This is a genomic window from Ruminococcus sp. AF17-12 (assembly GCF_003479245.1).
Taxonomy (GTDB): Bacteria; Bacillota; Clostridia; order Lachnospirales; family Lachnospiraceae; genus Blautia_A; species Blautia_A fusiformis.
Genome location: NZ_QUGY01000016.1, coordinates 62,138 through 87,674, shown reverse-complemented (window position 1 = coordinate 87,674; position 25,537 = coordinate 62,138). Strand labels below are relative to the sequence as shown.

Annotated in this window: 22 protein-coding genes, 6 tRNA genes and 3 pseudogenes; 21 read left to right on the top strand and 10 right to left on the bottom strand. The window is 42.8% G+C overall.

Annotation, left to right across the window (positions count from 1 at the left end; all coding sequences use genetic code 11):
- Window positions 1-381: 381 nt before the first annotated feature.
- Complete coding sequence (locus DWW77_RS15430; RefSeq protein ID WP_118609061.1) at window positions 382-633, bottom strand: DUF5060 domain-containing protein; 252 nt, start codon at window positions 631-633, stop codon at window positions 382-384.
- Between the two features lie 336 nt (window positions 634-969).
- Between DWW77_RS15430 and DWW77_RS15425 the strand changes: the two genes are divergently transcribed.
- From DWW77_RS15425 to DWW77_RS15410, 4 genes and pseudogenes are all read left to right on the top strand, one after another.
- A complete protein-coding gene (locus DWW77_RS15425; RefSeq protein ID WP_118514791.1) occupies window positions 970-1,581 on the top strand; it encodes an ECF transporter S component in 612 nt (203 codons plus the stop codon).
- Window positions 1,582-1,970: 389 nt separating this feature from the next.
- Window positions 1,971-2,390 carry a MarR family winged helix-turn-helix transcriptional regulator gene (locus DWW77_RS15420; RefSeq protein ID WP_118514789.1) on the top strand — a complete coding sequence of 140 codons (420 nt, stop codon included), beginning with the start codon at window positions 1,971-1,973 and terminating at the stop codon, window positions 2,388-2,390.
- Between the two features lie 28 nt (window positions 2,391-2,418).
- The gene (locus DWW77_RS15415; RefSeq protein WP_118609060.1) at window positions 2,419-3,705 is read left to right on the top strand and encodes a cytidylate kinase family protein; all 1,287 of its coding nucleotides are present in this window, start codon (window positions 2,419-2,421) and stop codon (window positions 3,703-3,705) included.
- 522 nt (window positions 3,706-4,227) lie between these two features.
- Window positions 4,228-4,629, top strand: a pseudogene (locus DWW77_RS15410) (family 1 glycosylhydrolase); the annotation flags it as partial.
- 104 nt (window positions 4,630-4,733) lie between these two features.
- Here DWW77_RS15410 and DWW77_RS18385 read toward each other — a convergent pair.
- A pseudogene (locus tag DWW77_RS18385) lies at window positions 4,734-4,895 on the bottom strand (helix-turn-helix domain-containing protein); the annotation flags it as partial.
- A 15-nt stretch (window positions 4,896-4,910) separates the two neighbouring features.
- Entirely contained in the window at window positions 4,911-5,591 is a 681-nt protein-coding gene (locus tag DWW77_RS15405) for an AraC family transcriptional regulator (RefSeq protein ID WP_286188028.1), read from the bottom strand.
- A gap of 150 nt (window positions 5,592-5,741) precedes the next feature.
- Between DWW77_RS15405 and DWW77_RS15400 the strand changes: the two genes are divergently transcribed.
- The 4 genes from DWW77_RS15400 to DWW77_RS15385 all read left to right on the top strand — a co-directional run bounded on the left by DWW77_RS15400 (window position 5,742) and on the right by DWW77_RS15385 (window position 11,535).
- Window positions 5,742-7,112 carry an MFS transporter gene (locus DWW77_RS15400; protein WP_118514783.1) on the top strand — a complete coding sequence of 457 codons (1,371 nt, stop codon included), beginning with the start codon at window positions 5,742-5,744 and terminating at the stop codon, window positions 7,110-7,112.
- 16 nt (window positions 7,113-7,128) lie between these two features.
- On the top strand, window positions 7,129-8,307 hold the full coding sequence (locus DWW77_RS15395) for a glycoside hydrolase family 5 protein (protein ID WP_118609058.1): 1,179 nt from the start codon (window positions 7,129-7,131) through the stop codon (window positions 8,305-8,307).
- Between the two features lies 1 nt (window position 8,308).
- Window positions 8,309-9,955 carry a glycoside hydrolase family 43 protein gene (locus DWW77_RS15390; RefSeq protein ID WP_118609057.1) on the top strand — a complete coding sequence of 549 codons (1,647 nt, stop codon included), beginning with the start codon at window positions 8,309-8,311 and terminating at the stop codon, window positions 9,953-9,955.
- A gap of 173 nt (window positions 9,956-10,128) precedes the next feature.
- Window positions 10,129-11,535 carry an MATE family efflux transporter gene (locus DWW77_RS15385; RefSeq protein WP_118609056.1) on the top strand — a complete coding sequence of 469 codons (1,407 nt, stop codon included), beginning with the start codon at window positions 10,129-10,131 and terminating at the stop codon, window positions 11,533-11,535.
- On the opposite strand, the gene DWW77_RS15380 is transcribed toward DWW77_RS15385, so the two are convergent.
- From DWW77_RS15380 to DWW77_RS15370, 3 genes are all read right to left on the bottom strand, one after another.
- Window positions 11,517-12,635, bottom strand: a complete 1,119-nt coding sequence (locus DWW77_RS15380; protein WP_118609055.1) for an RluA family pseudouridine synthase — start codon at window positions 12,633-12,635, stop codon at window positions 11,517-11,519. The two genes, DWW77_RS15385 and DWW77_RS15380, sit on opposite strands and share 19 nt — an antisense overlap.
- A gap of 103 nt (window positions 12,636-12,738) precedes the next feature.
- Window positions 12,739-13,359: a response regulator gene (locus tag DWW77_RS15375; RefSeq protein ID WP_118609054.1), complete on the bottom strand. Its 621-nt coding sequence runs from the start codon at window positions 13,357-13,359 to the stop codon at window positions 12,739-12,741.
- 132 nt (window positions 13,360-13,491) lie between these two features.
- Entirely contained in the window at window positions 13,492-14,673 is a 1,182-nt protein-coding gene (locus tag DWW77_RS15370) for a sensor histidine kinase (protein WP_118609053.1), read from the bottom strand.
- Window positions 14,674-15,003: 330 nt separating this feature from the next.
- On the opposite strand from DWW77_RS15370, the gene DWW77_RS15365 reads away from it, so the two are divergent.
- From DWW77_RS15365 to DWW77_RS15330, 8 genes and pseudogenes are all read left to right on the top strand, one after another.
- The gene (locus DWW77_RS15365) at window positions 15,004-15,945 is read left to right on the top strand and encodes an ABC transporter ATP-binding protein (RefSeq protein WP_330383010.1); all 942 of its coding nucleotides are present in this window, start codon (window positions 15,004-15,006) and stop codon (window positions 15,943-15,945) included.
- Between the two features lie 12 nt (window positions 15,946-15,957).
- A pseudogene (locus DWW77_RS15360) lies at window positions 15,958-17,082 on the top strand (ABC transporter permease).
- Window positions 17,069-18,214, top strand: a complete 1,146-nt coding sequence (locus DWW77_RS15355; RefSeq protein WP_118609052.1) for an ABC transporter permease — start codon at window positions 17,069-17,071, stop codon at window positions 18,212-18,214. The pseudogene DWW77_RS15360 and the gene DWW77_RS15355 overlap by 14 nt, the downstream one beginning before the upstream one ends.
- Window positions 18,215-18,285: 71 nt before the next feature.
- Window positions 18,286-19,257 (top strand): D-2-hydroxyacid dehydrogenase, encoded by a 972-nt coding sequence (locus DWW77_RS15350; RefSeq protein WP_118609051.1) that lies wholly within the window; start codon window positions 18,286-18,288, stop codon window positions 19,255-19,257.
- Window positions 19,258-19,395: 138 nt separating this feature from the next.
- Window positions 19,396-19,995: an NUDIX hydrolase gene (locus DWW77_RS15345; protein WP_015524319.1), complete on the top strand. Its 600-nt coding sequence runs from the start codon at window positions 19,396-19,398 to the stop codon at window positions 19,993-19,995.
- Between the two features lie 48 nt (window positions 19,996-20,043).
- Entirely contained in the window at window positions 20,044-20,238 is a 195-nt protein-coding gene (locus DWW77_RS18580) for a PF20097 family protein (RefSeq protein ID WP_118609050.1), read from the top strand.
- A 153-nt stretch (window positions 20,239-20,391) separates the two neighbouring features.
- Window positions 20,392-21,183 (top strand): uridine phosphorylase, encoded by a 792-nt coding sequence (gene udp / locus DWW77_RS15335; RefSeq protein WP_118609049.1) that lies wholly within the window; start codon window positions 20,392-20,394, stop codon window positions 21,181-21,183.
- Between the two features lie 36 nt (window positions 21,184-21,219).
- Window positions 21,220-21,642, top strand: coding sequence for a cytidine deaminase (locus DWW77_RS15330; RefSeq protein ID WP_118609048.1), 423 nt, complete (start codon window positions 21,220-21,222; stop codon window positions 21,640-21,642).
- Window positions 21,643-21,810: 168 nt separating this feature from the next.
- On the opposite strand, the gene DWW77_RS15325 is transcribed toward DWW77_RS15330, so the two are convergent.
- Window positions 21,811-21,881 (bottom strand) — tRNA-Trp (locus DWW77_RS15325).
- A gap of 129 nt (window positions 21,882-22,010) precedes the next feature.
- A tRNA-Ser gene (locus DWW77_RS15320) sits at window positions 22,011-22,098 on the bottom strand.
- 184 nt (window positions 22,099-22,282) lie between these two features.
- Between DWW77_RS15320 and epsC the strand changes: the two genes are divergently transcribed.
- The 5 genes from epsC to DWW77_RS15295 all read left to right on the top strand — a co-directional run bounded on the left by epsC (window position 22,283) and on the right by DWW77_RS15295 (window position 23,657).
- Window positions 22,283-23,203 (top strand): serine O-acetyltransferase EpsC, encoded by a 921-nt coding sequence (epsC, locus tag DWW77_RS15315; RefSeq protein ID WP_118609047.1) that lies wholly within the window; start codon window positions 22,283-22,285, stop codon window positions 23,201-23,203.
- A gap of 125 nt (window positions 23,204-23,328) precedes the next feature.
- Window positions 23,329-23,399: transfer RNA gene (locus DWW77_RS15310), tRNA-Gly, on the top strand.
- Window positions 23,400-23,402: 3 nt separating this feature from the next.
- Window positions 23,403-23,475 (top strand) — tRNA-Gly (locus DWW77_RS15305).
- A 35-nt stretch (window positions 23,476-23,510) separates the two neighbouring features.
- Window positions 23,511-23,581 (top strand) — tRNA-Gly (locus DWW77_RS15300).
- Between the two features lie 3 nt (window positions 23,582-23,584).
- A tRNA-Gly gene (locus tag DWW77_RS15295) sits at window positions 23,585-23,657 on the top strand.
- A gap of 105 nt (window positions 23,658-23,762) precedes the next feature.
- On the opposite strand, the gene DWW77_RS15290 is transcribed toward DWW77_RS15295, so the two are convergent.
- Window positions 23,763-23,978, bottom strand: a complete 216-nt coding sequence (locus DWW77_RS15290; RefSeq protein WP_015524323.1) for a DUF378 domain-containing protein — start codon at window positions 23,976-23,978, stop codon at window positions 23,763-23,765.
- Between the two features lie 211 nt (window positions 23,979-24,189).
- A complete protein-coding gene (locus tag DWW77_RS15285; protein WP_286188027.1) occupies window positions 24,190-25,353 on the bottom strand; it encodes a DUF5067 domain-containing protein in 1,164 nt (387 codons plus the stop codon).
- Between the last annotated feature and the right edge of the window lie 184 nt (window positions 25,354-25,537).

The window sequence follows — 25,537 nt, the reverse complement described above, 5'->3', positions numbered from 1 at the left end:
AAGTGTGGTAACACATGGAGCTGACTGTTACTAATCGGGTGAGGGCTTGACCAAAAAGCAGGTCGTAATTGATTCAAGTGATTAACCATCAACAAAGCATGTATGTAGTTTTGAGAGTATAAAAATTAAGCAATATTTAAACTATTCGGTTTAGATATTGCTTTTTTGTTATATTTGTTTGAGATATGCATAATTATATAAACTTAACGAAATAAATAAAAAAACGGAAAGTTCATTTCTCAAAATAAACAGAGAAGAACTCTCCGTCTTTTATTTTATCACGATATTATTCTTCCACAGCAAGAAATGCAATACCTTCTTTTGCTTCGCCAAGATCAAGCCACGTGATTCCGCTGGCGCTGGTCATGATGGCTTTTCTTGTCATGTTCCAGGTATCGATGACATCGATTTTTCCTGTCCTTCTGCTTCTACGGCACCTGTGACTTTCCAGGAGTAGACTCCGGCTTCGCGTGGAAGAAAACGTACTTTATAGGTTCCGTTTCCATCATAAAATCCTTTAACCGACTGAGAGGAATTGCCGTTTGTGAATGCAGCTTTGATATCGGCAAGTGTTTCTGAGCCGTCTGGTTTTTCACCCTGGAAAACCAGTTCAAACATTTTGTTCTGAATCATATTTTTATTTCCTTTGATTGTTTTTAGCACATTTTTTATAAAAAATTTCAAATCATGTTAAACGAATTATGACAACTATATTTTAACAACAAATCAGTGTTACATATATCTTAATTTTGATATTTATATCTTTATTTTGATGTTTGTATCTTTATTTTGCACTGTTTGCGATTTGAGTGATATTTTACTAACTTACAAAACTGTACCCTAAAAAAGAATAAAAATTGTCACTTGTCATATATCCACTCATAAAGTATCATAACATCTGTGTTATTACACTGACACGCTAAAACAATCATACACAAAAGTAATAACAGAACGAGAGGGGACATTATTATGAACACACAGAACAACACAGTAGTCAAGCTTGCAGAAACTGCATTACTTGCAGCGTTATGCTACGTATCCTTTACATTTTTGCAGATCAAGATCCCAGTGCCGGGTGGAGATGCAACATCGATCCATATCGGAAATGCTTTCTGCGTGCTGGCGGCATTACTTCTTGGCGGCGTATATGGAGGACTTGCAGGTGCGATCGGAATGGGAATCGCGGATGTGATGGATCCGGTTTATATTACAGGTGCGCCGAAAACTTTTATCCTGAAATTCTGTATCGGTCTGATCGTAGGTCTTGTGGCACATAAGATCGCGAAGATCAATGAGAGCACAGATAAGAAATATGTTTTTAAATGGAGTGTGATCGCATCCATCGCAGGACTTGCATTTAATGTAATCGCTGATCCGATCGTGGGATATTTTTACAAGCAGTATATTTTAGGGCAGCCACAGAAGCTTGCAGAGGCACTGGCAAAAATGAGCGCGGCGGCAACCTTTGTCAATGCGGTTGTATCAGTGATCCTGGTAGCAATCATCTATAATGCGGTTCGTCCGGTATTGATCAAGAGTCATCTGCTCACAGTTACTAAGAAAAAAGAACAGACAGCATAATTTATTGAATTGCTATAAGTAAGTTTTCTGCGTGGTTGTGGCGAGCAATAAGCAGAGTGCTTTGTCCAAATCCAAATTCATAAAGAAGTATATAAATAACAGTTTTCAACAGTTATTCTTACGAACATTTTACAGATGTGAAAGTAAGAATAGCTGTTATTTTTTTACACTAATACGCTGTAACACACATATATTGTGTGCTTTTCATAAAAATAAGAAAGATAAATTGTGCAATATTCCAGACAATTCCAGACAAAATATAAAAAACATATTGACACAGCAAAATAAAATAGTTATAATTCTAAACGTTTGAATTATAACTATTAACATAATTAAATCGAATGCTTTTATCCGTTTGATTAGATAAAGGAGAGGAAGTGAACATACAAATGCAGGATTCATTTCACTATCTGGCCATGGTAAATCAGATGATGATCCAGAAAAAGCTCATGGAGCAGCTGAAAACCACAGGTCTTACGCTGGGACAGCCGAAAGTTCTGGATTATCTGAAGGATCATGACGGTGCCAGCCAGAAGGAAATTGCGGCAGGATGTCTGATCGAAGCAGGATCACTGACCTCCATACTGAACCGCATGGAGGAGAAAGGCCTGATCGAGAGAAAAATGCTCAACGGAAACCGTCGGACTTTTCATATTTTTATGACAGAATCCGGTAAGAAAAATCAGAAGCTTGTGGAAGCTGCTTTTGAAAAAATAGAAGAAACAGCATTTTCCGGTATTTCTGAAGAAGAACAGAAAAGATTTATGCAGACATTTGAAAAGATTTATAAAAATCTTAATGCAAAATAAATGAAACAAAAAGAGAGGAGAATAAATAATGGACAAACTGAAACGATATCTGATTTTTCTGGTAGGACTGTTTGTGAACTCGCTGGGAGTCAGTCTTATCACCAAGGCGAACCTGGGAACGTCGCCAATCTCATCGATCCCGTATGTATTAAGCCTTAACTTCCCGTTTACGCTCGGAAACTTTACCATCTTTTTCAGTATTTTTCTGATCGTATTGCAGCTGATAATCCTGAGAAAGAATTTTAAACTGGAGCATATTTTACAGATTCCGGTATCCATTGTATTCGGATATTTTATCGATCTTACCATGCTTCTTTTTTACTGGGTAAACCCGGAGATGTATGTGATGAAGATCGTTTATCTTCTCATCGGATGCCTGATCCTCGGTTTTGGTGTGTACATGGAGGTTCTGGCCGATGTAGTTATGCTTCCGGGAGAATCTTTTGTCCGCGCGATCGTCCTTACCTGGAAAACAAATTTCGGAACTACCAAGATCTGCTTTGATGTTTCCATGGCTGTGATCGCCGCAGTACTGTCATTTGTTTTTGCAGGCAGACTGGACGGTGTGCGTGAAGGTACTGTAATTGCCGCACTGCTGGTTGGATTTATCGCGAGACTTTTCGGAAAGAAGTTTGCTTTTGTAAAAACAATGCTGTTTCCGGAGACTGTTCAGGAAGAACAGCAGAGAGAACAGGTGGCTCAGACACAGCATGGCATTCAGGGAAAAAATGTCATCGCTATAGGAAGACAGTTTGGAAGTGGCGGCCACGATATCGGCAAGGCACTTGCAGAGAAGCTTGGCTATGATTTCTATGATGCAGAGATCATTCAGATGGCAGCAGGAACAACAGGCTATACACCGGAATTTATTAAAAAGAATGAGGAGATCATGACAAACAGCCTCCTCTATGATCTTGTCAATCAGATGTATTTAAACAGTAATTCTCAGGATGAGGCACCGAAGGATAAGATTTTTGCGGCGGAGTCAAAGGTAGTACGTGAGCTTGCAGAAAAAGGAAACTGCGTGATCGTGGGACGGTGTGCAGATTATGTTCTTCGAAATTCAGAAAACTGTCTGAAGGTATTCTTCTCAGCACCTCTTGAGAGCAGAATCAAAAGAGTTTCCAAAAGACAGAATATCTCTGAAAAAGAGGCAAAGACAGTCGTACAGAAAAATGAAAAGCTCCGTGCAGACAACTACCGTTATTACACAAGAAGAATGTGGGGAGCAGCAGGCAATTTTGATCTCAGCTTGAACACTGATCTTGGCGAAGATTATATCGAAACCTGTATCCGCGGAGCGATGAAACTGTAATTACGGAGTATTCCGTACCCGGCAAAATCCTATACAATTTGCAAAGAGTCTGTGTTATGCTGAATAGCAGATAGACACGATACATGGATTTTACAGCATCACTGATTTTGTGAATTGCTATAGGAGAGTTGGGGAAATTGCTTATGGGTGATCATAAAAAATACATATTAAACAGATTGGCTGAACTGACAGGCGTTGATATTTTTTGTCAGGCAGACGAAACGTTGTCAAGCTATCAGAGAAATTCAGAACTGAATCCGATTTTCAGGAACAGCCAGCTGAGAGAAGGATTAATGAAAGAGGAAGACAGTATTTATTTTATCTGTGTAAGATCAGAGGAACGGTATTATTTTGCAGGCCCGTTCAGCCTGGGCGTGCTGAACAAGGTGGAACTGCATAAATATTATAAGCGTTACGGGATACACACAGATAAAGAGAAAATCCTGAAAAGATTTCAGTTTTCGGAAGTGATGGACATTGCACAGATCATGGATGCAGTTTTAAATGAAAATACAACAGAGGATATGGCAGATCGACCCGAAGGGACTGCGCTATGTACTGAACACTCTGTGGGATCGTTATCAGAAGCCGCTTTTCATCGTGGAAAATGGTCTTGGTGCTATGGACAAGCTGGTGCAGGGTGCTGATGGCGAGATGACTGTAGAGGATGATTACCGTATCGAATATCTCCGCGATCATATCCGCCAGATGGAAGAGGCTGTCATGGATGGCGTAGATCTGATGGGATATACTACATGGGGATGCATCGACCTTGTCAGTGCATCGACAGCAGAGCTTCGCAAGCGTTACGGATTCATTTATGTAGACCGTAATGATGACGGAAGCGGAACATTGAAGCGTTATAAGAAAAAGAGCTTTCATTGGTATAAAAAGGTTATTGAGACCAATGGACGGGAATTATAAGATACTGAGAAATTTAGAATATTTAAGATAAAAAATCTTCCGGGAGTCTGTGAGATACGCTCCCGGAAGATTTTTTGTTAAACGAAAATAAGAACGCTGGCCTGTCAGTCCTTGGCGTTCTGAGTGTTTTTCCGTACCTTGGTAGGCGTACATCCGAAATGTTCCTGAAACATTCGTCGAAACAGCTTGTAGTTGGTGAAACCATGCCGTTCCAGTATTATGTGAACAGGGTCTTTGGTGTTTATAAGATCCTTGTAAATAAAAGAAAGCCGGTATTCGTTCTAATATTCCAGAAAAGTAACTCCCATTTTTTTCTTGAAAAATCTGCAGAAATAGCCGGTCTGCAGGTAAGCGACACCGGCAATCTCGTCCAGAGATATGGGACGCTGATAATTTTCGGCAATGTAATTCAGAACAAAGTTCAGCCGGTCAAGATCTTTTTTCTGCTGGCTTAGATCACTGTGAAAGATCCGGACGCGGAAATTGTGATACAGCTGAAAAAGAAGCTCAAAGATCAGACTGTTAAAACGCAGGATAAAACCATCTGGCCGGATATCGTCAATGATCTGAAGCTGCTCCAGAGTCGTTTTCAGCATTTCCAGTTTTGTTCTTTTTACGGGATCTTTTGTATGATGATCCCAGATAAACATAAACTGCTGAACATTCGGAATATATTTTTCCATGAAATCCACAGGAACCTGGAGAACGATCGCTTTATTTGGAACTGTGCATTTGGTGGAATGAATTACATTGGCATTGATCAGGATGCAGTCTCCCGGGTGGATGGTAAAGCTGGTATTTTCTATGGTGACATCAAGAGCGCCTTCCTGCATATAAAGGATCTCAACAGCCCTGTGCCAGTGCGACGGAATGTAGCTTCCGTTGTCTGTAGAAGTGTAAAATTTAACGTTGGTGACACCCGAATAATCTATGATCTCATAGGAAATTTCTTTTTTATCCATAAAACCCTCCTGCAAAAAGAGAATATTGACCTATATATTGGAGCTTTTTTGACCTAATAGATACAGAATCGTTATGATAGTATAATACCATAAAACAAAGCTTCATGGTCATGGAAATGCGAAATAAAACAAAGGGAGAAGTAAAAAAATATGAATCAAAAGAGTAAATTGACCTTTGGAAAAATTGTGGAACGTTTTTCTTATGGTTGTGGTGATTTCGGATGTAACATTATTTATACAGCAATGTCAGCGTTTCTGCTGTTCTATTATACGGACTATGCCAATGTCAGTGCGATAGCAGTGGGAACCATTATGATGGTTTCGCGTATTTTTGATGGAATTAGTGATATTATCATGGGTGTGATCGTTGACCGTACAAAATCCAAGTATGGAAAAGCAAGGCCATGGATTCTTCGTATGTGTATTCCGTTTGCAATATCCGGAATCCTTCTGTTTTCCGTTCCGGCTTCCTGGGCATCAACACCGAAGCTGGTGTATGTATTTATCACATATAATCTGGTATCTACAGTGATTTATACAGCAATCAATGTACCGTATTCTGCACTGAACGCACTGATGACACAGGATCCGTATGAGCGTTCTGTTTTAAGTATTTTCCGAAATCTTCTGGCAACAGCCGGAACACTTACGATCAATACATTTACACTTCCGCTGGTGGAGCACTTCGGAAACAATGCAGCAGCATGGACTAAAACATTTGTAGTATTTGGCTTTGTGGCAATCGTAGCATTTTTATTTACTTTCTTTGGAACAAAGGAACGTGTACGTGCATCTGAGAACAGCGGAGAGACAAAGGCAGAGGATGTGCCTTTTGTAACAGGTATCAAAGCACTTTTCAAAAACAAATACTGGATCATGATGACAGGTATGCTTGCCCTTTTCTTCCTTATGTATTCTGTTAACGGTGGTGCGACTGTATATTATGCAAAAGATATTCTCGGCGACAAAAATCTGGTAGGTACGATCAACGGTATTTTTAATATTGTACAGATCTGCGGAATGTTCTTTATTGCCATGATGGTTAAGAAACTTGGAAAGAGAAATGTATTTTCTATTGGTCTTATCCTGGATATCATTGGAATGCTGGTACTGAATTTTTCCGGTGGTTCCATGGCGATCATTGTGATTTCCAGTGTGATCCGTGGTGTTGGTAATGCCTGTGGCGGTGCAACTATGTGGGCAATGGTTTCCGACACGATCGATTATGGTGAGTGGAAAACAGGCTGCCGTACAGAGGGCCTTGTAAACAGTGCCTGCAGCTTTGGATATAAGATCGGAAATGGAATAGGATCTGCACTTCTCGGACTGATTCTGGAAATCGGCGGCTATGTGGGAACTGCAGCTGTACAGACAGAATCTGCACTGACTTCTATTAAAATCTGCTTTGTATGGATTCCGATCGCAGTTTATGTATGCGGACTTGTGATCATGAAATTTTATCATCTGGACAAGGAATTTGCCGGAATCATCGAAGATCTGAAAAAGCGTACACAGAAGTAAAAGGAGAGTACCGGATATGAATATAAAAGGCGTAAATCTTGGAAATTGGCTGGTTCTGGAGAAATGGATGAACCCGGCCCTGTTTGAGGGAACAACAGCGGAAGATGAGTATTATCTTCCAACGCAGCTTTCACCGGAGGTATATGAAGCAAGGATAAAAATCCATCGTTCGGAGTACATCACAGAAAGAGATTTTGTAACCATAAAAAGAATGGGAATGGATTCTGTCCGTATTCCGGTACCATATTTTATATTTGGGGACAGAAAGCCATTTATCGGCTGCATTGAAGAACTGGATAAAGCATTTAACTGGGCGGAAAAGTACGGACTTACCATTCTGATCGATCTTCACACTGTACCGTTAAGCCAGAATGGTTTTGATAACGGTGGAATCAGCGGCGTGTGTAAATGGGCACAGAATCCGGATGAGGTAGAATTTGTTCTTGGAGTTCTGGAACGTCTGGCAAAACGATACGGTCATAGAAAAGGTCTGTTTGGCATACAGCCGTTGAATGAACCTGTAACTGAGAATATGTGGGGGACTATGGATGTGCAGAACCGTTATGCACCGGCAGATCCGGAGCTGGCAAAAGGCTCAGCCCCGATCACCATGGAATTCTTAAGAAAATTTTATCTGGAAGCATACGATCGGATCAGTACTTACATGCCAAAGGAAAAATACGTTGTGCTCCACGACGGCTTTGAGCTGATGGCGTGGAAGGACTTTATGCAGGAAGAAAAATATTCCAATGTGATTCTGGATACTCATCAGTATCTGATGGTGGCAGAGGCAAGAGGCTGCAGTCAGACGATCGAGGGATATCTGAAATATGTGCGTGAGGAGCTGGAACCACAGATTACGGAGATGGAAAAATATTTCCCGGTGATCTGCGGTGAATGGTGTCTTTTCAATTCCCTTGCATGCGGCTGTGATACAAAAGGCGGACAGAGTGTGCTCAACGGAGTGGAAGGAAGCGAACGGGAAAGTCTTTCCACAGAAGAGAAAAAAGAAATCTATGCGACTTTGGCGAAGGCACAGCTGGAGCTTTGGGATAAATGCAGCGGATATTTTTACTGGAGCTATAAACTGCTTACAGATACCGTGAATACTCCGGGCTGGATCGGCTGGGACAGCTGGGATCTGGGACGGTGCGTTGATTTTGGCTGGTTTCCGGCCGGAAAAGGAGAAAAATAATATGATTATAAATCCAATACTTCCGGGTTTCAATCCGGATCCGTGCATCTGCCGGAAAGGCGATGATTACTATATGGCAGTTTCTACTTTTGAATGGTTTCCGGGAATTCCGGTTTATCATTCAAAAGATCTGAAAAACTGGGAACTGTATACACATGTTATTACAGATGACGAAAAAGTAGATCTCAAGAAACTTCCAAGCGCAAAGGGAATCTGGGCTCCGTGCCTGACCTACTGTGAGGAACAGGATATGTTCTATGTTGTTTACGGAGTAATGAATTCCATGAACGCCAGATATTTTGATGTGGACAATTTCCTGATCTGTGCAAAAGATATCCGCGGACCGTGGAGTGAGCCGGTTTATCTTCATTCTTCCGGCTTTGATGCTTCTCTGTTTCACGATACCAACGGAAAAAAATATGTGGTATCTCTGGAGTGGGAGACAAGAGAAGGCTATGAAAAGCCAGGTGCTATCTGCATGGTAGAATATTCCCCTGAGAAAAAAGAGATCATCGGTTATCCGAAACGGATCTGGAGAGGCGGCACAGACCGTGGCTGCATCGAAGCTCCGCACCTTACAAAACGAGGCGAGTACTATTACATCATGTGTGCAGAGGGTGGAACTGGATACAACCATTGTGTTACCATGGGACGTTCCAGAAATGTCTGGGGACCATATGAAAAAGATCCGAAAAATCCTATCGTTACCAGTGTTCCAGGGGAATCCTATGAGCGTCAGGATCCGGATCACCTGAAACCAAAGTACTATAATCCGGACTCTGTACTTCAGAAATCCGGACATGGAAGCTATGTGGAACTTCCAACAGGAGAGGTTTATCTGGTCCATCTCTGCTCCAGACCTTTTGTACCGGAGCTTCGTTGTACACTTGGAAGAGAGACAGCTATCCAGAAAATGATGTGGACAGAAGATAACTGGCTTCGCATGGCAGATGGAAGCAATCTGGCGAAGATTGAGGTGCCGGAAACATCCATTCCGGAATATCCGGTGGAAAAAACTCCAGACTTTGATGATTTCGACGGGGATGAACTTGGAAACTTTTATTATTCTCCAAGGATCATGCCTCAGCGTTTTGCTGATATGAAAGCAAGAAAAGGCTATGTGCGTCTTCGTGGACAGGAATCCAGAACCTCTCTCAACAAAGTAAGTATCCTGGCCAGAAAGCTTACAAGTGTATATGCGCGGATCACCACAAAGATGGAATTCACACCGGAAGTACATCAGCACAGCGCAGGCCTGATTCTGTATTACGACAACATGAATTATATCAATCTCCGGAAATATTACAGTGAAACCCTGGGACAGAGTGCGCTGTCCATCATCCATCTGGAAAACGGAGAAAAAACAGAGTTCCTGAATACCAGAATTCCGGTAGAAGATAAACCGGTTTATTTGAGACTTTATATAGAGGGAAGAAAATCCTGGTTTGAGTGGAGCTATGACGGAGAAACTTATGAAAAGATCGGACGTATCTTTGACACCACAAGATTTTCTGATGAGTACTGTAAGTACGGAGAATTTACAGGAACCATGGTGGGGATCACCTGTGCAGACCGCGTTCTCCACAAAAAATGTGCGGACTTTGACTACTTTGAATATATTGCAGATGAGAGCCGTATGGTGGAGTAAAAAGATACAAAAAAACGGGGATTTATCGTTATAAAGACTATTGAAAATAAAAGAAGTTTGTAGTAAGGTAGTAGCTACAACGCTTACGAAGGGGAAGACTGTTTCGGGTGGGCAGTCTTCTTTTTGTGGAGAATTTTGGATGAAGGAAAACGAAAAACAAGGAGGAAGAATTTATGGAGAAGGTAAAAGAGAAATCTTCTTTTTTCCGAAAGTTCGTAGGAGATAAGAGATTTTATCTAATGGTCCTGTCTATTGCGGTACCGATCATGGTACAGAACGGAATCACAAATTTTGTCAGTCTTCTGGACAATATTATGATCGGTCGTATCGGTACAGAACAAATGTCTGGAGCAGCGATCGTCAATCAGCTGATCTTTGTATATAATCTATGCATTTTCGGCGGGGTGTCCGGAGCGGGAATTTTTACAGCACAGTATTTCGGACAGAAGGATCATGAGGGTGTCCGCCAGACACTTCGTTATAAATTGTGGATGGCAGTGATTCTGACAGCGATCACCATTATACTGTTTCTGACAGCAGGGGGTTCACTGATCAGCATGTATTTAAAAGGTGACGGGACCGCACAGGAGATCAGGGATACTCTTATTTATGGGAAACAGTATTTATGGATCATGCTTCTGGGACTTCCGCCATTTATGATGGTGCAGGTCTATGCAAGTACCTTACGTGAATGCGGTGAGACCGTACTTCCAATGAAGGCCGGGATCGTGGCAGTGCTGATCAATCTGATATTTAATTATCTTCTGATCTATGGAAAATTCGGATTCCCGGAAATGGGAGTAAGAGGTGCGGCTGTTGCCACAGTGCTCTCCAGATATGTGGAAGCCTGCATTGTCCTGAGCTGGACACATAAGCATACAGAAAAGAATATTTTTGCACAGGGTCTGTATTCAACATTAAAGGTTCCGGCGAACCTGACAAAGAAGATACTTATTAAGGGAACCCCGCTGCTTCTGAATGAGACTTTATGGGCAGCCGGAGTGGCCATGCTGACACAGTGTTATTCAGTCCGTGGACTGAACGTGGTTGCGGGATTAAATATTTCCAATACCATCAACAATGTATTTAATATCGTATTTATCGCACTTGGAGATTCGGTAGCCATTGTTGTAGGACAACTTCTGGGGGCAGGTAAGATGAAGGAAGCCAGAGATACGGACAACAAGATGATCGCATTTTCTGTGTTCTGCTGTACCTGCGTGGCAGCTGTGATGTTTGTAATGGCACCACTGTTTCCAAGGCTTTACAATACCAATACTGAGGCACGTACTCTGGCGAAATATTTTATTATGATCACAGCATTTTTCATGCCGCAGAATGCATTCCTGCATGCAACGTATTTTACCTTGCGTTCCGGCGGAAAGACCATTGTTACATTTCTATTTGACAGTGTGTTTATCTGGGTGGTAAGTGTGACGATCGCATTTACCTTAAGCCGTTTTACAGGTTTGCCTGTACTTGTGATCTATGCAATGGTCCAGGCTGCGGATATGATGAAATGTGTCATTGGATTTATCCTTGTAAAAAAAGGCGTATGGCTTCAGAATATCGTTTCATAGAATTTTTTGAAATCTTCCGGGAGGGGTGCTTCCAGGGAGATTTCTTTTTTTGCATTTTTGTCATGATACATGGAAGACGGGGTGTCGGAAGCAATTTCATCAATTGGAAATGGAAGTTGAAATTTAAGCTTCCACGCGTGGAGTGCAGCTCGGGAAAAATAGTTCGACATGTCCGATAAACAGTACAGAGAATCACCCAGAAGAGGATGCCCGAGAGATGCCATGTGCACACGGATCTGATGGGTACGGCCGGTTTTCAGACGGAGCATTACAAGGGAAGCCGGAGCTGCTGCGTCAGGGCCAGTAGATTTCAGGACAGAATAAAGGGTTTCTGCATGTTTGCTTCCAGGAAGCGTGCCATCTGTGGATACGACCATTTTCAGACGGTTATTCGGGTCAGGTGCAAGGGGAATTGAGATCCTGTGAAAAGATCCATATTCATCCACAGGCATGAAACCGGAAACTGCAGCCAGATAGGTTTTCTCTGAAAGCCCCTCCGCACGCTGATTTTGTAATCTGGCGGCAGCAGTCTGGTTCTTGGCAAAGAGCAGGATACCGGAAGTTTCTTTATCCAATCGTCCGATAGACCGGACTTTGGTAGGCTCTTCCTTGGACCGGAAATAGGAAGCCACCTGGTTGGAGATACTGTCACTGTAGTGAGAACCGGAAGGGTGAGTGACTATTCCAGCCGGTTTGTTTATGGCAAGAATATCCTGGTCTTCGTAGAGGATTTCCAGTTCAGGAAAAAAATGTGAAGTTGAAGCTGATAAACAGCAGGAATCAGAATTAGAATATGAACAAAAGGTTAAGTCTGTAGAATGATGGAAACAGGATTTGTGACGGTCTGAATTGACAGTGAAAGTCGTAGATTCCAGCTGGGCAGAATCCACATCGTCCGTTTCCAGGCATACTGTGATCTGATCCCCGGGGTAAGTTGTTTCCGTTACCCGGCACTGCTGTCCGTTTTTCCGGATACCACCGGGACGGAACTTTGCCTGGCTGATCTGCTTTTTTGTAAGACCAGCCTGAGTGCGAAGAAAGCGGGAGATAGGCATTGGAACAGCTGCTTCCGGGATATGGATAGTAAGATAGCGGTTCATTGTGAGAAATCCTCCGATTATAGATTATAGTAAAACATTGAAAAGACATCTATATTCTGTAATATAGGACAGTTGCAGGTGCGGCGGTGGATGTAACCGGATTTTATTTATGCTGATAATAAAACACAGCAACCTGTGTCCGATCCCTCAGCTGCAGTTTATCCAGAATGGAACTGAGATAATTTCGTACCGTTCCCTCACTGAGAAACAGTTCTGCGGCAATCTCCTTATTGCTGTATCCGTTGGCAATCAGCCGGATAATATCCAGTTCCCGTTCATTGATCTCCCGGGAAGTATAATCAAATCCACCGGAAGACTGCAGAAGCTCCGGGATCTTGGACATGATCTCCGTGCCGAATACAGTCTGTCCGGAATAGACTGCCTGCAAAGCTGGAAAAATGCTGGCATAATCCTGCTTCAGAAGATAACCCTTTGTGCCAAGGCGGAGGGCTTTTACAATATATTCATCATCGGAAAAAGTAGTCAGAAGAAGAATTTTAGCCTCCGGAAATTCATCCAGTATCTTTCTGGAAGCTTCCAGTCCGTCCATTTCTTTCATACGGATATCCATCAGAAGAATATCCGGAAGATATTCTCTGTACAGAGTACAGGCTTCTTCACCATCAGAGCCGGTGGCAGTCACTTCGATATCCGGGTTTGACTCAAGAATGGTTTTTAATGCACCTGCAACCAGGCAATCATCGTCTATGATTATAATTTTCATGTCAAAATCTCCTGTTTATGAGTTATAAAAAATTAAATTACAGATCAGAAAAACAGACGAATCCAATATGCCGGGAAAGTACTTTGATCAAACAGGGAAGATTTCCAGCAGAGTGAGAAATATCTGTCTGCTTCAATTAGAAACAGATTTCGGGATCGTCACAAAGATTCGAAAACCATTTTCCTGCGTAATTTGGACTGTACCGCCCAGCGCCTTTGCACGGTCCCGGATATTGGATAGCCCCATACCACCGGAAGTATTTCCTTCCTTATTGATGTCTGCTTCAGTTTGAATATCCGGAATTCCATTTCCCGGTGTCCCATTATCCTCAATGCACAACTGATAAAGTGCAGGATGCTCCCGCAGAAGAATATTTACGGAATCTGCATTACTATGCCGCATCACATTGGAAAGCCCTTCCTTTGTAATACTGATCAGACTGTATTTCACCTCTCTTGGAATCTGCCTGGACATATCATAAGTAAGATTCACCGGGCAGAAGGTGAAATCCTTTACAAGTCCTTTTATGGCATCTTCCAGATCTAACGCATCGTCATGAAGATCATGGACACTGGAACGGATGCTGTTCATAGCACCGTTCAGGGATTCTTCCAGATTTCCAAGCAGAGGATCAAGAGAATCATTTTTGTTGATGGTTTTGCAGGCAGCAGTCATAAGGATAGAACGGGATAGTACATGTCCCACATTATCATGGATCTCTCTGGCAATTCTGTTTCGCTCGCGCAATGTAGCAGCATAAATTTCGTAATCCTGTTTTTCCAGAAGTGCCTTGTTTTTTTCAGAAAGAAGAAGCGTATGTTCCTCACTGTCATCCCGGATTTGATGAAAATCCTGGTAAAGAGCCTGATATTTTCCGGCATAGAGCCAGAGAAAAAATGAGAGAACGAAACCAAAAATCCCAAGCAGACAAAGAACTGCCGGAAATCTATTGATCTGAAAAACCAGAAATCCCCAAAGTGGAAGCGCAGCCACTGCCAGAGGAAAAAGCCCGGCAGATAAGGTCTGATACAGCAGCAGAGGGAAAAACAGAAGAAGATCCGAAAACCACAGGGAACATAATCCAAAGATCACATAGCTTCCTGCAAGAACCGGAATGATATTTCCGGCGGGTTTCAATACTGGCAAAGAATTGTGTGAACAGGATTCTGTTTTACATACCCTGCACAGATAAGTAATGCAGCAAAGGATCACCGCAAAAAGGAGGGCAAACACAAGAGCCTGATCTGCAGGCACATAAAAAAATGTTAAAGTACTGTATAAAAGCAATAGTATGGAATCTGTAAAATAACGCATAAAAAATATACCCTCCTTTCTACTACAGCATTTTCCGAAAGTCAGGCAGATAACCGGCTAAAATTATCGTATCCTGTTCCGGGAGAACCCCTTTTGCTGCACAAATTTCTGAAATCAATGTGCCTTTATTATAATATACCGGTTCCTTCCCTGCAAAGAAAAATCTATCCTTCTGAAAAAGACATGACATTTGTCATTTGCAGGTGGTGACATTCAACACTTGGAGCAGACAGAAGAAAAGGATATAATGGCATCATAGAAGAAATATGAATTTCTGCGAAAAAGACATAAAAGTCCTGCTTAACGGACTGTAAAAAAGGAGGAAAACATATGCCACAGAGTATGGTCCACATAGAAAATCTGGTAAAACGATATGGTGATCTTACCGCACTGAATCATCTGGAACTGGATATCCGGGAGGGTGAGATCTTCGGATTACTTGGTCCCAACGGCTCGGGAAAGACAACGGCCATCAGCTGCCTTTTGTCACTTCTGAAATATGACAGAGGTGAAATAAAGATATTCGGAGAAGAGATGAAGCCGGACAGTTATAAGCTCAAGGAACAGATTGGGATCGTGCTTCAGAATGTAGCCGTTTTTGATGAGCTGACAGTGCAGGAAAATATCGATTATTTCTGCGGCCTTTACATACGGGACAGGAAACGGAGAAAAGAGCTGGTAGAGGATGCCATTGAATTTACAGGTCTTGAAGATTTCCGCAAAATGTACCCGAAGAAGCTTTCCGGGGGCCTTTTACGAAGATTGAACATTGCCTGCGGGATCGCCCACAAGCCAAGACTGATCATCATGGATGAGCCGACGGTAGCTGTAGACCCACAGAGCAGAAACAAGATCCTGGAAGGGATCCAGACGCTGAACCACCAGGGCTCCACCATTATCTACACATCCCATTACATGGAAGAAGTGGAGCAGATCTGTACCAGGATCGCCATCATGGATCACGGAAGAGTCATCGCTCAGGGAACAAAGGAAGAATTGAAGCAGATGATCAAAACAGGAGAGACCATCACCGTAGAAGCCATTGCCCTGGAAGAAAAAAATCTCCGGGATATCCGCACACTGGAGCATGTGTTTGATGTGCAGTATGAAAAACAGGTGCTGGTCGTGCGCTGTACCGATGCGAAGCATAACCTGATCCGTCTTCTTAATTATCTGCAAAGCCAGGATATTTCTTTTGGAAGAGTCTTTTCCGAACTGCCTACATTAAATGATGTCTTTCTGGAGATCACCGGAAAACAGCTGAGAGATTAGGAGGGATGGGAGATGTTGCATTTACTGAAATACAGTTTTCTTTCCAAGATCCGGAATTTTAACATTGTATTCTGGCCGCTGGTCTTTCCACTTGTGCTTGGAACCTTTTTTTACTTTGCATTCGGAAATATCAATGAAGCAGATTTTCAGACGGTTCCGGTGGCAGTGGTGAAGGAAGCTTCTGCGGATACGTTTTTTATGACCTATCTGGATGAAGTGGAAAAAAGCAGTCCGGATCTTTTAAAAGCAGAAGAAATGTCGGAAAAGGAAGCGCTGGAAGCACTGCAGGATAAAAAAGTAGAAGGGATTTATTATGTGGGAAAAGAGCCTTCCCTTACAGTAGAAGGAACCGGCATAGAAGAAAGTATCCTTCAGACAGTTCTCGACAGCTGTGAAAACACCAGAACGACTATCACCAATATCATGAAAAAAAATCCGCAGATGGATATGGAAACCATGAAACCCTTGTTAAGTTCCGACAGCCTGGTAAGGGAAATCTCTCTTGGTGGCCGGACCATTGACGGAAATGTGCAGTTCTTTTACGCACTGATCGCCATGGCCTGCCTGTATGGATGATTTATCGGATTTGGCTCTGCGATCGGGATCCAGGCCAATATCACACCTCTGGCAGCCAGACGGTGTGTAACGCCGACCCACAAGCTGAAGCTGATCCTTACAGACCAGCTGACATCTTTTGCTCTGGGCTATGTGGACGTGATCATTCTGATCCTGTATCTCCGGTATATTCTCAATCTGGATTTTCAGGGACAGATGGGAAAAATGCTTGTGGTATCTTTTTTCGGAAGTCTCATCGGTGTATCTATGGGAATGTTTATAGGCAGCTTCGGAAAAATGCAGGAAGGCGTCAGAATCGGGCTCATGCTTGGAATCTCTATGGTAAGCAGCTTTCTTGCCGGACTGATGAACGGAAATATGAAGGATATCGTGGAAAAAAGTGTTCCGTTTGTGAACCGGATCAATCCTGCATCACTGATCTCAGATGCGTTTTACTGTATCAATGTATATGATGATATGACCAGATACTATAGAAATCTAATCACACTGGCGGTAATGTGCGTGGTGCTGGTGATGGCATCCTTTTTCATGGTCAGGAGGGAACGTTATGACAGTATTTAAAGGCTATATGAGGATCATGAAAAAAAATACAGGTCTGATCCTCCTGTATCTGGGCATTTTTTTCGGAGTGACAATGGCACTTCAGGCAGCGGCCGGTAAGGAAACTTATACCAGCTATGAAAGCGAAAAAATAAAGATCGGAGTGGTGGATAAAGACAACGGACCACTTGCAGAAGGACTGGTAAAATGGCTTGAAGGTACGCATCACGTGACCATGCTGGAGGATAACAGGGAGAAGCTTCAGGAAGAGCTTTTTTACAGAAATGTAGAGTACATCGTGGTGATTCCTGAGGATTTTTATGAGAGCTGTATGGTAAACGGAGAGAGCATTTCTGTGACAAAGGTGCCCGGATCTTACTCGGCATATTATGTGGATCAGCAACTGGAGAGCTGCCTGAATACAATGCGGACATATCTGAAAGCCGGTTTTTCCCAGAAGGAAGCGGCAACAGCGATCCTGGATGAAAAAAGAGGAGAAGTCACCATGCTGGATACAGATGAAAACAGTGGTACGTCCGGATGGCTCTATTATTTCCGATATATTCCATATCTGTTTCTTGCATTACTCTGCTATGTGATGGGCTACGTGTTGATGGCTTTCAAAAAAGACGATATACCAAAAAGAATGCAGGCATCTGCGGTTTCTGCAAGATGGCAGAGTCTGGAAGGGCTTCTGGCCATGTTTATCATGGGCGGGGGCTTATGGGGAATCGGTATGGCTGGAGCCATCCTTATGTATGGAAAAACATTTCTCGGTTCAGAAAATTTAGGATACTATGTACTGAACACTCTGGTAATGATGGCAGTGGCACTTTCACTTTCCTATCTGATCGGTCTTTTTGTAAAAAACAGCAATATGTTAAGCGGAATCGCAAATATCCTGTCTCTTGGAATGTGCTTTCTGTGTGGTGTGTTTGTTCCCATGAATATTATGGATAGAAACGTCCTGAAGGTGTCTCAGTTTCTTCCTGTGTACTGGTATGAAAACGTAAATGAGACTCTTGGAAGTTATAGCCACCTAACAGGTGAGGCAGCTGTATCGGTGTGGAAAGGCATTGGACTGGAAGCTATGTTTGCGGTAGTTTTTGTCTGCATGATCCTGGCAGTGACCAGGTATCAGCGGCAGAAATAACAGAAAATAATAGCAGATGGCTGTTAATTATGGTAGGATATAGCTGATAAAGATGATTTGCGGAGAAAAACATGAAAAAAATACAAGTTTTACTAAAACCACAATGCAATGCAGAAATTCAAAATCAGTTTGCAACAAAATTCGGAGATCAGTGCGAATTTACATTTCAGGGCAAAGAAACTGAGGATGCGATCGCAGCAGCAGAAGTAGTGATCGGAGAGCCAGAGGAAGAAGAAATCCTGAAAGCAGAAAATCTTCGCTGGATCCAGCTGACCTGGGCCGGTGCGGACAAATATACAAAAATGAAAGCATTCCCGACAGGAGTTACATTAACCAATGCTTCTGGCGCTTTTGGAAAGATCATATCAGAATATGTGATCGGGAATATCATTGCGCTGTACCGTGAACTTCCGAACTACTGGAAGAACAAACAGAAATACCTCTGGGTACAGAATCGATCATCAGAAACCATATATGGAAAAAACATTCTCATCCTGGGAACCGGGGATATAGGAAGAAATATTGCCCATAGAATGAAAGCGTTTGAAACGCATGTGACTGGAATAAAAAGAACTGCAGTCCCGGAGCATTTGCAGCAGATGAAAGAGTTTGATGAGGTATATGATCTGACAGCGCTGGATCAGCAGCTTCAGAAAGCGGACATTGTGATCGGCTGTCTCCCGGGAACACCGGAAACAAAAGGCCTTCTGAATTACGAACGGCTGTATTCCATGAAAAAAGATGCAATTCTGGTTAATGTAGGAAGAGGAAGCCTCATTCCAACAGAAGACCTGATCAGAGTACTGGAGGAAGGCCACTTAAAAGGAGCGGTCCTGGATGTATTTGAAACAGAACCATTGCCGGAGACATCACCTCTTTGGAATATGGAAAACGTCCTTATCACTCCACACATTGCAGGACCGAGTTTCGGTGGAAACGCTGAAGTCCAGGATATGATCTGGAACATCTGCATGGAAAATATGGAACGATATCTGAATGGAAAAAAATTAAAAAATATTGTCCGGTTAAAGGATGGGTATTAAATAAAAAAGATAGTTACAAGCTCCTTCTGATAAACTGTGAAGCAGTTATCCGGTTATGAGCAAGTAGCGAAGCGGATGCTTTTATCCGCTTGACTAAAAATACATTTATGGATATTTAAGAAAGAGACAGAGTGCATAATGATAACACGCCAGAAACTGATCGATCAGATAGAAAAATACAAGCCATATAATGAGCAGGAAGAAAAAGATAAAATCCTGATCCTGGACTGGATCAGAAATAATGAGAATGCTTTTTCCAGGGAAAATGCAGTAGCCCATATGACAGCTTCTGCCTGGGTAGTAAACAGAGAACGGACGAAAGTCCTTATGGTATATCACAACATATACAATTCCTGGTCCTGGCTTGGAGGACATGCAGATGGTGAGACGGATTTACTGTCCGTTGCTGTCAGAGAAGTAAAAGAAGAGGCAGGGATTTCCAATGTTCGTCCGGTGTCAGAAGAGATTTTTTCCCTGGAATCCCTGACTGTAGACGGCCATGTGAAAAAAGGAAAATATGTATCCAGCCATCTGCACTTTAACTTAACATATCTCCTTGAGGCAGATTCAGAAGAGGCTGTTTCCATAAAAGCAGATGAAAACAGCGGTGTAGCCTGGTTTTCACCGGAAGAAGCATTGATGAGATCAACAGAACCGTGGTTTGTGGAACATGTTTATATTAAGCTTTTGAAGAAAATGAATCTATGTTATAATGGGATAAAGACAAAAGAGGTTTGACATTGACTGAGTAAATACGAAAAGCCGGAGGAGGCATAGAAAAATAAGATGAAATGTCCATATTGCGGAGGCGAAATGTGTGAAGGCCAGATCCATTCCTTCAATTCAGGAATAGAATGGAGGAGCAGAGGTGAATCTATGCGATTAAACACCGAAAAAGGTCTGTCGAAAATGCTATATGGTGATCGGATCGAGGCTTATCGCTGCGAGCATTGTAAGAAGATCCTTATATCTTATGAATGATCTTCTTATTGTAATGCAGGATATAGTTTTGCAGGGATCGACGGGAAGCAAGGTTAAAATAAAAGAATAAAGGACTGGATTGTATGAAAATGCAGTCTTTTTTTTATTCATAAGGAACAGGGAAACTGTTAGCTGAGAAAGGGGGAAACAAACATGAAAAATTATTCAGAGGATGCGGACAGACAGTATCACATTCAGGTAGCAAAAGGAGAAGTGGGACGTTACGTTATTTTACCGGGAGATCCGAAACGCTGCAAAAAGATCGCACAGTATTTTGATGATCCGGTTTTGGTAGCAGATAACCGGGAATACGTAACATACACTGGAACACTGGACGGAGTGAAGGTAAGTGTGACATCTACTGGAATCGGCGGACCGTCCGCTTCTATCGCAATGGAAGAGCTTTATCGGTGCGGGGCTGACACATTTGTACGCATCGGAACTTGCGGTGGAATGCAGCCGGAGGTAAAAAGTGGTGATATTGTTGTTGCAACGGGTGCGATCCGCATGGAGGGCACCAGTAAAGAGTATGCACCTATTGAATTCCCGGCAGTGGCAAATCTGGAAGTGGTCAATGCACTTGTGGAAGGAGCAAAGAAAGAAGGATGTGAATTCCACACAGGTGTGGTACAATGTAAGGATTCCTTTTATGGCCAGCATGAGCCGGAAACCAAGCCGGTCAGCTATGAACTGATGAATAAATGGGAAGCGTGGAAACGTCTCGGCTGTCTTGCGTCGGAGATGGAATCCGCTGCTCTTTTTATAGTGGCAAGCCATTTAAAAGTACGTGTGGGCTCCTGCTTCCTGGTGCTTGCAAATCAGGAAAGAGAAAAGCTGGGTTTGGATAATCCTGTGGTACATGATACCGATAAGGCAATCCAGGTTGCAGTACAGGCGATCCGTGAACTGATCCGTGCAGATCAGGCACAGAAAAAAGAAGAATAACGTATACATGCCTGATTCAGGAAAGGTGGGAAAATTATGGAAGAAAAACAGATCAAAGAAATGATCGATCTGGCGATCAGACAGATGGACTATTCCTATGCGCCATACTCACATTTTCATGTAGGGGCGGTACTTCTTGCCAAAAATGGCATCTATTATACCGGGTGCAATATAGAAAATGCTGCTTATACGCCAACAAACTGTGCGGAAAGAACTGCTTTTTTCAAAGCGGTCAGTGAAGGCGTGAGAGACTTTCAGGCAATCTGTATCGTTGGCGGCAAGGATGGTGTTCCTACAGAGTATGCAGCACCCTGTGGAGTATGCAGACAGGTTATGATGGAGTTCTGTGATCCGGAAACCTTTCAGATCATACTGGCAGTCAGCAGAGATAAATATGATATCTTTACATTAAAGGAACTATTGCCATTTGGATTCGGACCGGATAATCTGGAGAAATAAGCGCAGGTAGATACGTGCAGAGATTTTCACGATATGAAGTAGTGAGAAGTAAAATATTGAAAAGTGATCGCCCAGATGTTGAATATCACAGGCCGGGCGGTCACTTTTTCTGTCATACAACAAAAAACGCCGAAAACCTTAATTAAGGCTTATCAGCGTTCCTAAGAGCAGGGGATGAGAGAATCGAACTCCCACCAAAGGTTTTGGAGACCCCTATCATACCATTTGACCAATCCCCTATATTAAATTGTGTTTTCACCACTGTTGCAATTATACATATAAAATATACAATTGTCAAGAGATGAGAGTGCTTTTTTGTATAATAAAATATAAATAAAAATTCTTCCTGTCATAAATCGGCAGAAAAACGGAGATGGAGGGATTTGAACCCTCGCGCCGGTTGCCCGACCTACCGCATTTCGAGTGCGGACCCTTCAGCCACTTGGGTACATCTCCGGATGCTTTCAGAGCTTTTCTACAGCTTTCGTGAAAACCTTTATTATTATATAAGGTATCCGGAGAAAGGTCAATCTTTTTTAAAATTTTTCTTTTTTGTATTATTGACGAATCTTCCGGACTATAATATGATAATGAGATAAAGTGTACAGACAGAAGTGGATGTGCAGAAATGGAGGGAATTATGAGCGATAAGAAATCAGCGATTCTCAGAGCAGCGAAGGGGCTTACTGAGAATTATGCTTCAGAAGAACTTTTTATGCCGAAGAGCGGCAGACGGCTGCCGAATCGTTCGGTGATTATTGATATAGTAAGAGATCTGAAATCCATTGTATTTCCGGGATATTTCAGCACAGATACCAGTGCTACCATATTTCCGGAATATTATGTGGGGCACAGACTGAATGACATTTATGACAGACTGAAAAATCAGATCGAGATTGCGCTTCTTTATCACGGAGAGGAACCGGAAGAGGCAGCAGCTCGTGCAGACAGAACCACATGTGGATTTTTTGAGCAGCTTCCGGAGATCCAGAGACTGCTTCTGACAGATGTGCAGGCTGGTTTTGACGGAGACCCTGCAGCCAAGAGCAAGGAAGAGATCATTTTTTCATATCCGGGATTATTTGCTATCTACGTGTATCGTCTGGCACATGTTCTTTATAAAGAAGAGATCCCATTTATCCCGCGCGTGATGTCGGAATATGCTCATGGCCGTACAGGAATCGATATCAACCCGGGAGCGACCATCGGAGAGTATTTCTTTATCGATCATGGTACCGGTGTGGTTGTAGGTGAGACTACAGAGATCGGAAATAATGTAAAGCTGTATCAGGGAGTGACACTGGGAGCGCTTTCCACAAGAAAGGGACAGCAGCTTGCCAATGTAAAACGTCATCCGACGATCCGTGATAATGTAACGATCTATTCTAATTCCACAGTGCTCGGTGGTGAGACGGTTGTAGGAGAGAATACGATCATAGGTGGTAATACCTTTATCACAGAATCCATTCCTGCAAATACCAAGGTCAGTGCAAAAAGTCCGGAGCTTGTGATCAAGAAACCGAAGGCCCAGGTTTCTGCCACAAATGTATGGGAGTATTGATAAAAATCTAATAAATAAAAAAGTTAAAAAAATTGCAAAAAAACTGTTGACAAATAAAACAGCATGCTATATACTAATCATCGTTGCAGCGGTCAAGCGATCGGTAATCACCGAAGCGACGATGCGCGGGTGTAGTTCAATGGTAGAACACCAGCCTTCCAAGCTGGATACGTGGGTTCGATTCCCATCACCCGCTTGTGCGATAGTGGCGTAGTTGGTAACGCGCGACCTTGCCAAGGTCGAGACCGCGGGTTCGAGCCCCGTCTATCGCTCTCATCGAAGGATGAAGATTTATAATTTCATAACTGCGGGTGTAGTTCAATGGTAGAACACCAGCCTTCCAAGCTGGATACGTGGGTTCGATTCCCATCACCCGCTTGTGCGATAGTGGCGTAGTTGGTAACGCGCGACCTTGCCAAGGTCGAGACCGCGGGTTCGAGTCCCGTCTATCGCTCTTCGGAACTCTGAGGATGATCAGAGTTCTTTTTTGTTGCGAAAAAATCCTCTGCTTTATTTTTATGCAGCAGAGGATTTTTCGCGTTATGTGTTACTGCGTAGTTTATTCAGTTGTTTCACCCTGATCGATCAGAGTATAGAAGGTCAGAAGATAAAGCCCGCATAAGCCTACAAGTCCGTAGATGATCCGGGAGAGCCAGCTCATGCTTCCGAACAGGAATGCTACCAGATTAAAATTAAAGAAGCCGATCAGACCCCAGTTTATGGCACCGACCACAGCAATGGTCAGGGTGAAGTACTGCAGACATTTATTTGACATAAGTCACCATCCTTTCGTTATACATGAAATAGTTTTTCATAGAATCGAAAAAATATACACAGGAATGAGAAAAAGAAAAACGGAAATTTCTGCCAGCCATGAAAAAATCATGAAGGAGAAATTTCCGTTTTCCTTTCATATGCAAGATAAAATGTAAATTTCCGGTTTATCGAATTTGGATCGTAAATATCCGCCAGGCGATTCCGATATCTTACTTCAGCTTCAGAATCTGAGAGGTTGTCTGTCCGCCGCTTACATTCAGAGTTTCTTTGCCCTGAAGCGTTACATCACTGGTAGTATCCTTCAGAAGAAATACCTGGCATACAGTGACGGTTTTTCCGGGATCAATGGTGCTCATGTAGTTATCTACAGCATCATCGCTGGCTTCCGGATAAGTTCCTTCCAGAACTTCTCCGTTCTGGGAAGCCTGCAGGGTGAAGTCTACAAATGCACTGGACTGGGAATCGCCGGAGTTTGTATAGTCGTAGTAGATCATCAGACAGGGATTTCCGCCGTAGTCCTTGGAAATCGCAAACTGTTTGAAACGGACGGAGAATTTGTCAGTTGTAATATCAATGGATGCACTTGTGTCCTCAGCAGAGGCCGTGCTGCCTGGGGTGGAAGAATCCTCTGCAGCGGCAGAACTGCTATCTGTGCTGTCATCCGTAAGCTGGGATGATATTTCGTCTTTTACGCTTTTGAAGTTTGCGCACATAACCTTGACTGTGGTGTCATCCAGAGAAACGATCTTCCAGTCGCTGCCGATTTTGATCAGAGGATAGGTAATATCGATCTCACTGTATTTCTCATCAGCTGTGGAAGCATTTTCGGCAAGAAGTGCAGCGAGCATTTCCTGGATATCATCCTGTGTCATTTCCTTTCCGGCATAGGCTGCGACAGCAACCTTACGGGTGTATTCCTGAATAGTTGCTGCATAGATATTGGTTCCGTCAATATATTTCATGTGAACCGTTATCCTGGCAGTTCCGTTCTGGATGTCAAATTTGTTTTTGGTGATCTTGTAGGTCATTTTTTTGTTGACGGTAGTGAAGAAATCTGTGTAAGCAGAATCACGGATATCTGCATCATCCAGAGCACTAAGATCATGACTCTGGAGAAGGTTCTCCATTGTGGTAAAATCCATGTTCTGCATGCCTGTGAGAAATTCTTCTGTGGCTTCTACCGGTTTATGGCGCTGCATCATATACCAGGCGGTTCCGCCGGCTGCGGCAGCGATCAGAAGGATGATCAGACAGATCACAAGAGGCTTTTTGCTTTTTTTCTTTCTGTGGGGAGTGTCGTCTTCAAAATCATTGGAGATCAATGATCTGGAGAGCTCATCGTCATAAAAATCATTATTGTCTTCTGTATTCATTATTCCTCCTTACAATAAGTCATTCTGGTTTTCGGGTGGGTAAGTCAGAGGATATCTGTTTGCATTTGCGGGCAAACAGCATCACCCTATGTTACCGTAACGATTATATCATAGGTTTACTGTTTGAGAAACCCCCTGTGTTATGATATACTGGAAGACACAGAAAAAGTGGTTGAGTACAGGT

Coding starts and splice junctions, on each gene's coding strand:
- DWW77_RS15430 (WP_118609061.1), bottom strand. CDS start 633: ATGATTCAGAACAAAATGTTTGAACTGGTTTTCCAGGGTGAAAAACCA.
- DWW77_RS15425 (WP_118514791.1), top strand. CDS start 970: ATGAACACACAGAACAACACAGTAGTCAAGCTTGCAGAAACTGCATTA.
- DWW77_RS15420 (WP_118514789.1), top strand. CDS start 1,971: ATGCAGGATTCATTTCACTATCTGGCCATGGTAAATCAGATGATGATC.
- DWW77_RS15415 (WP_118609060.1), top strand. CDS start 2,419: ATGGACAAACTGAAACGATATCTGATTTTTCTGGTAGGACTGTTTGTG.
- DWW77_RS15405 (WP_286188028.1), bottom strand. CDS start 5,591: ATGGATAAAAAAGAAATTTCCTATGAGATCATAGATTATTCGGGTGTC.
- DWW77_RS15400 (WP_118514783.1), top strand. CDS start 5,742: ATGAATCAAAAGAGTAAATTGACCTTTGGAAAAATTGTGGAACGTTTT.
- DWW77_RS15395 (WP_118609058.1), top strand. CDS start 7,129: ATGAATATAAAAGGCGTAAATCTTGGAAATTGGCTGGTTCTGGAGAAA.
- DWW77_RS15390 (WP_118609057.1), top strand. CDS start 8,309: ATGATTATAAATCCAATACTTCCGGGTTTCAATCCGGATCCGTGCATC.
- DWW77_RS15385 (WP_118609056.1), top strand. CDS start 10,129: ATGGAGAAGGTAAAAGAGAAATCTTCTTTTTTCCGAAAGTTCGTAGGA.
- DWW77_RS15380 (WP_118609055.1), bottom strand. CDS start 12,635: ATGAACCGCTATCTTACTATCCATATCCCGGAAGCAGCTGTTCCAATG.
- DWW77_RS15375 (WP_118609054.1), bottom strand. CDS start 13,359: ATGAAAATTATAATCATAGACGATGATTGCCTGGTTGCAGGTGCATTA.
- DWW77_RS15370 (WP_118609053.1), bottom strand. CDS start 14,673: ATGCGTTATTTTACAGATTCCATACTATTGCTTTTATACAGTACTTTA.
- DWW77_RS15365 (WP_330383010.1), top strand. CDS start 15,004: ATGCCACAGAGTATGGTCCACATAGAAAATCTGGTAAAACGATATGGT.
- DWW77_RS15355 (WP_118609052.1), top strand. CDS start 17,069: ATGACAGTATTTAAAGGCTATATGAGGATCATGAAAAAAAATACAGGT.
- DWW77_RS15350 (WP_118609051.1), top strand. CDS start 18,286: ATGAAAAAAATACAAGTTTTACTAAAACCACAATGCAATGCAGAAATT.
- DWW77_RS15345 (WP_015524319.1), top strand. CDS start 19,396: ATGATAACACGCCAGAAACTGATCGATCAGATAGAAAAATACAAGCCA.
- DWW77_RS18580 (WP_118609050.1), top strand. CDS start 20,044: ATGAAATGTCCATATTGCGGAGGCGAAATGTGTGAAGGCCAGATCCAT.
- udp (WP_118609049.1), top strand. CDS start 20,392: ATGAAAAATTATTCAGAGGATGCGGACAGACAGTATCACATTCAGGTA.
- DWW77_RS15330 (WP_118609048.1), top strand. CDS start 21,220: ATGGAAGAAAAACAGATCAAAGAAATGATCGATCTGGCGATCAGACAG.
- epsC (WP_118609047.1), top strand. CDS start 22,283: ATGAGCGATAAGAAATCAGCGATTCTCAGAGCAGCGAAGGGGCTTACT.
- DWW77_RS15290 (WP_015524323.1), bottom strand. CDS start 23,978: ATGTCAAATAAATGTCTGCAGTACTTCACCCTGACCATTGCTGTGGTC.
- DWW77_RS15285 (WP_286188027.1), bottom strand. CDS start 25,353: ATGAATACAGAAGACAATAATGATTTTTATGACGATGAGCTCTCCAGA.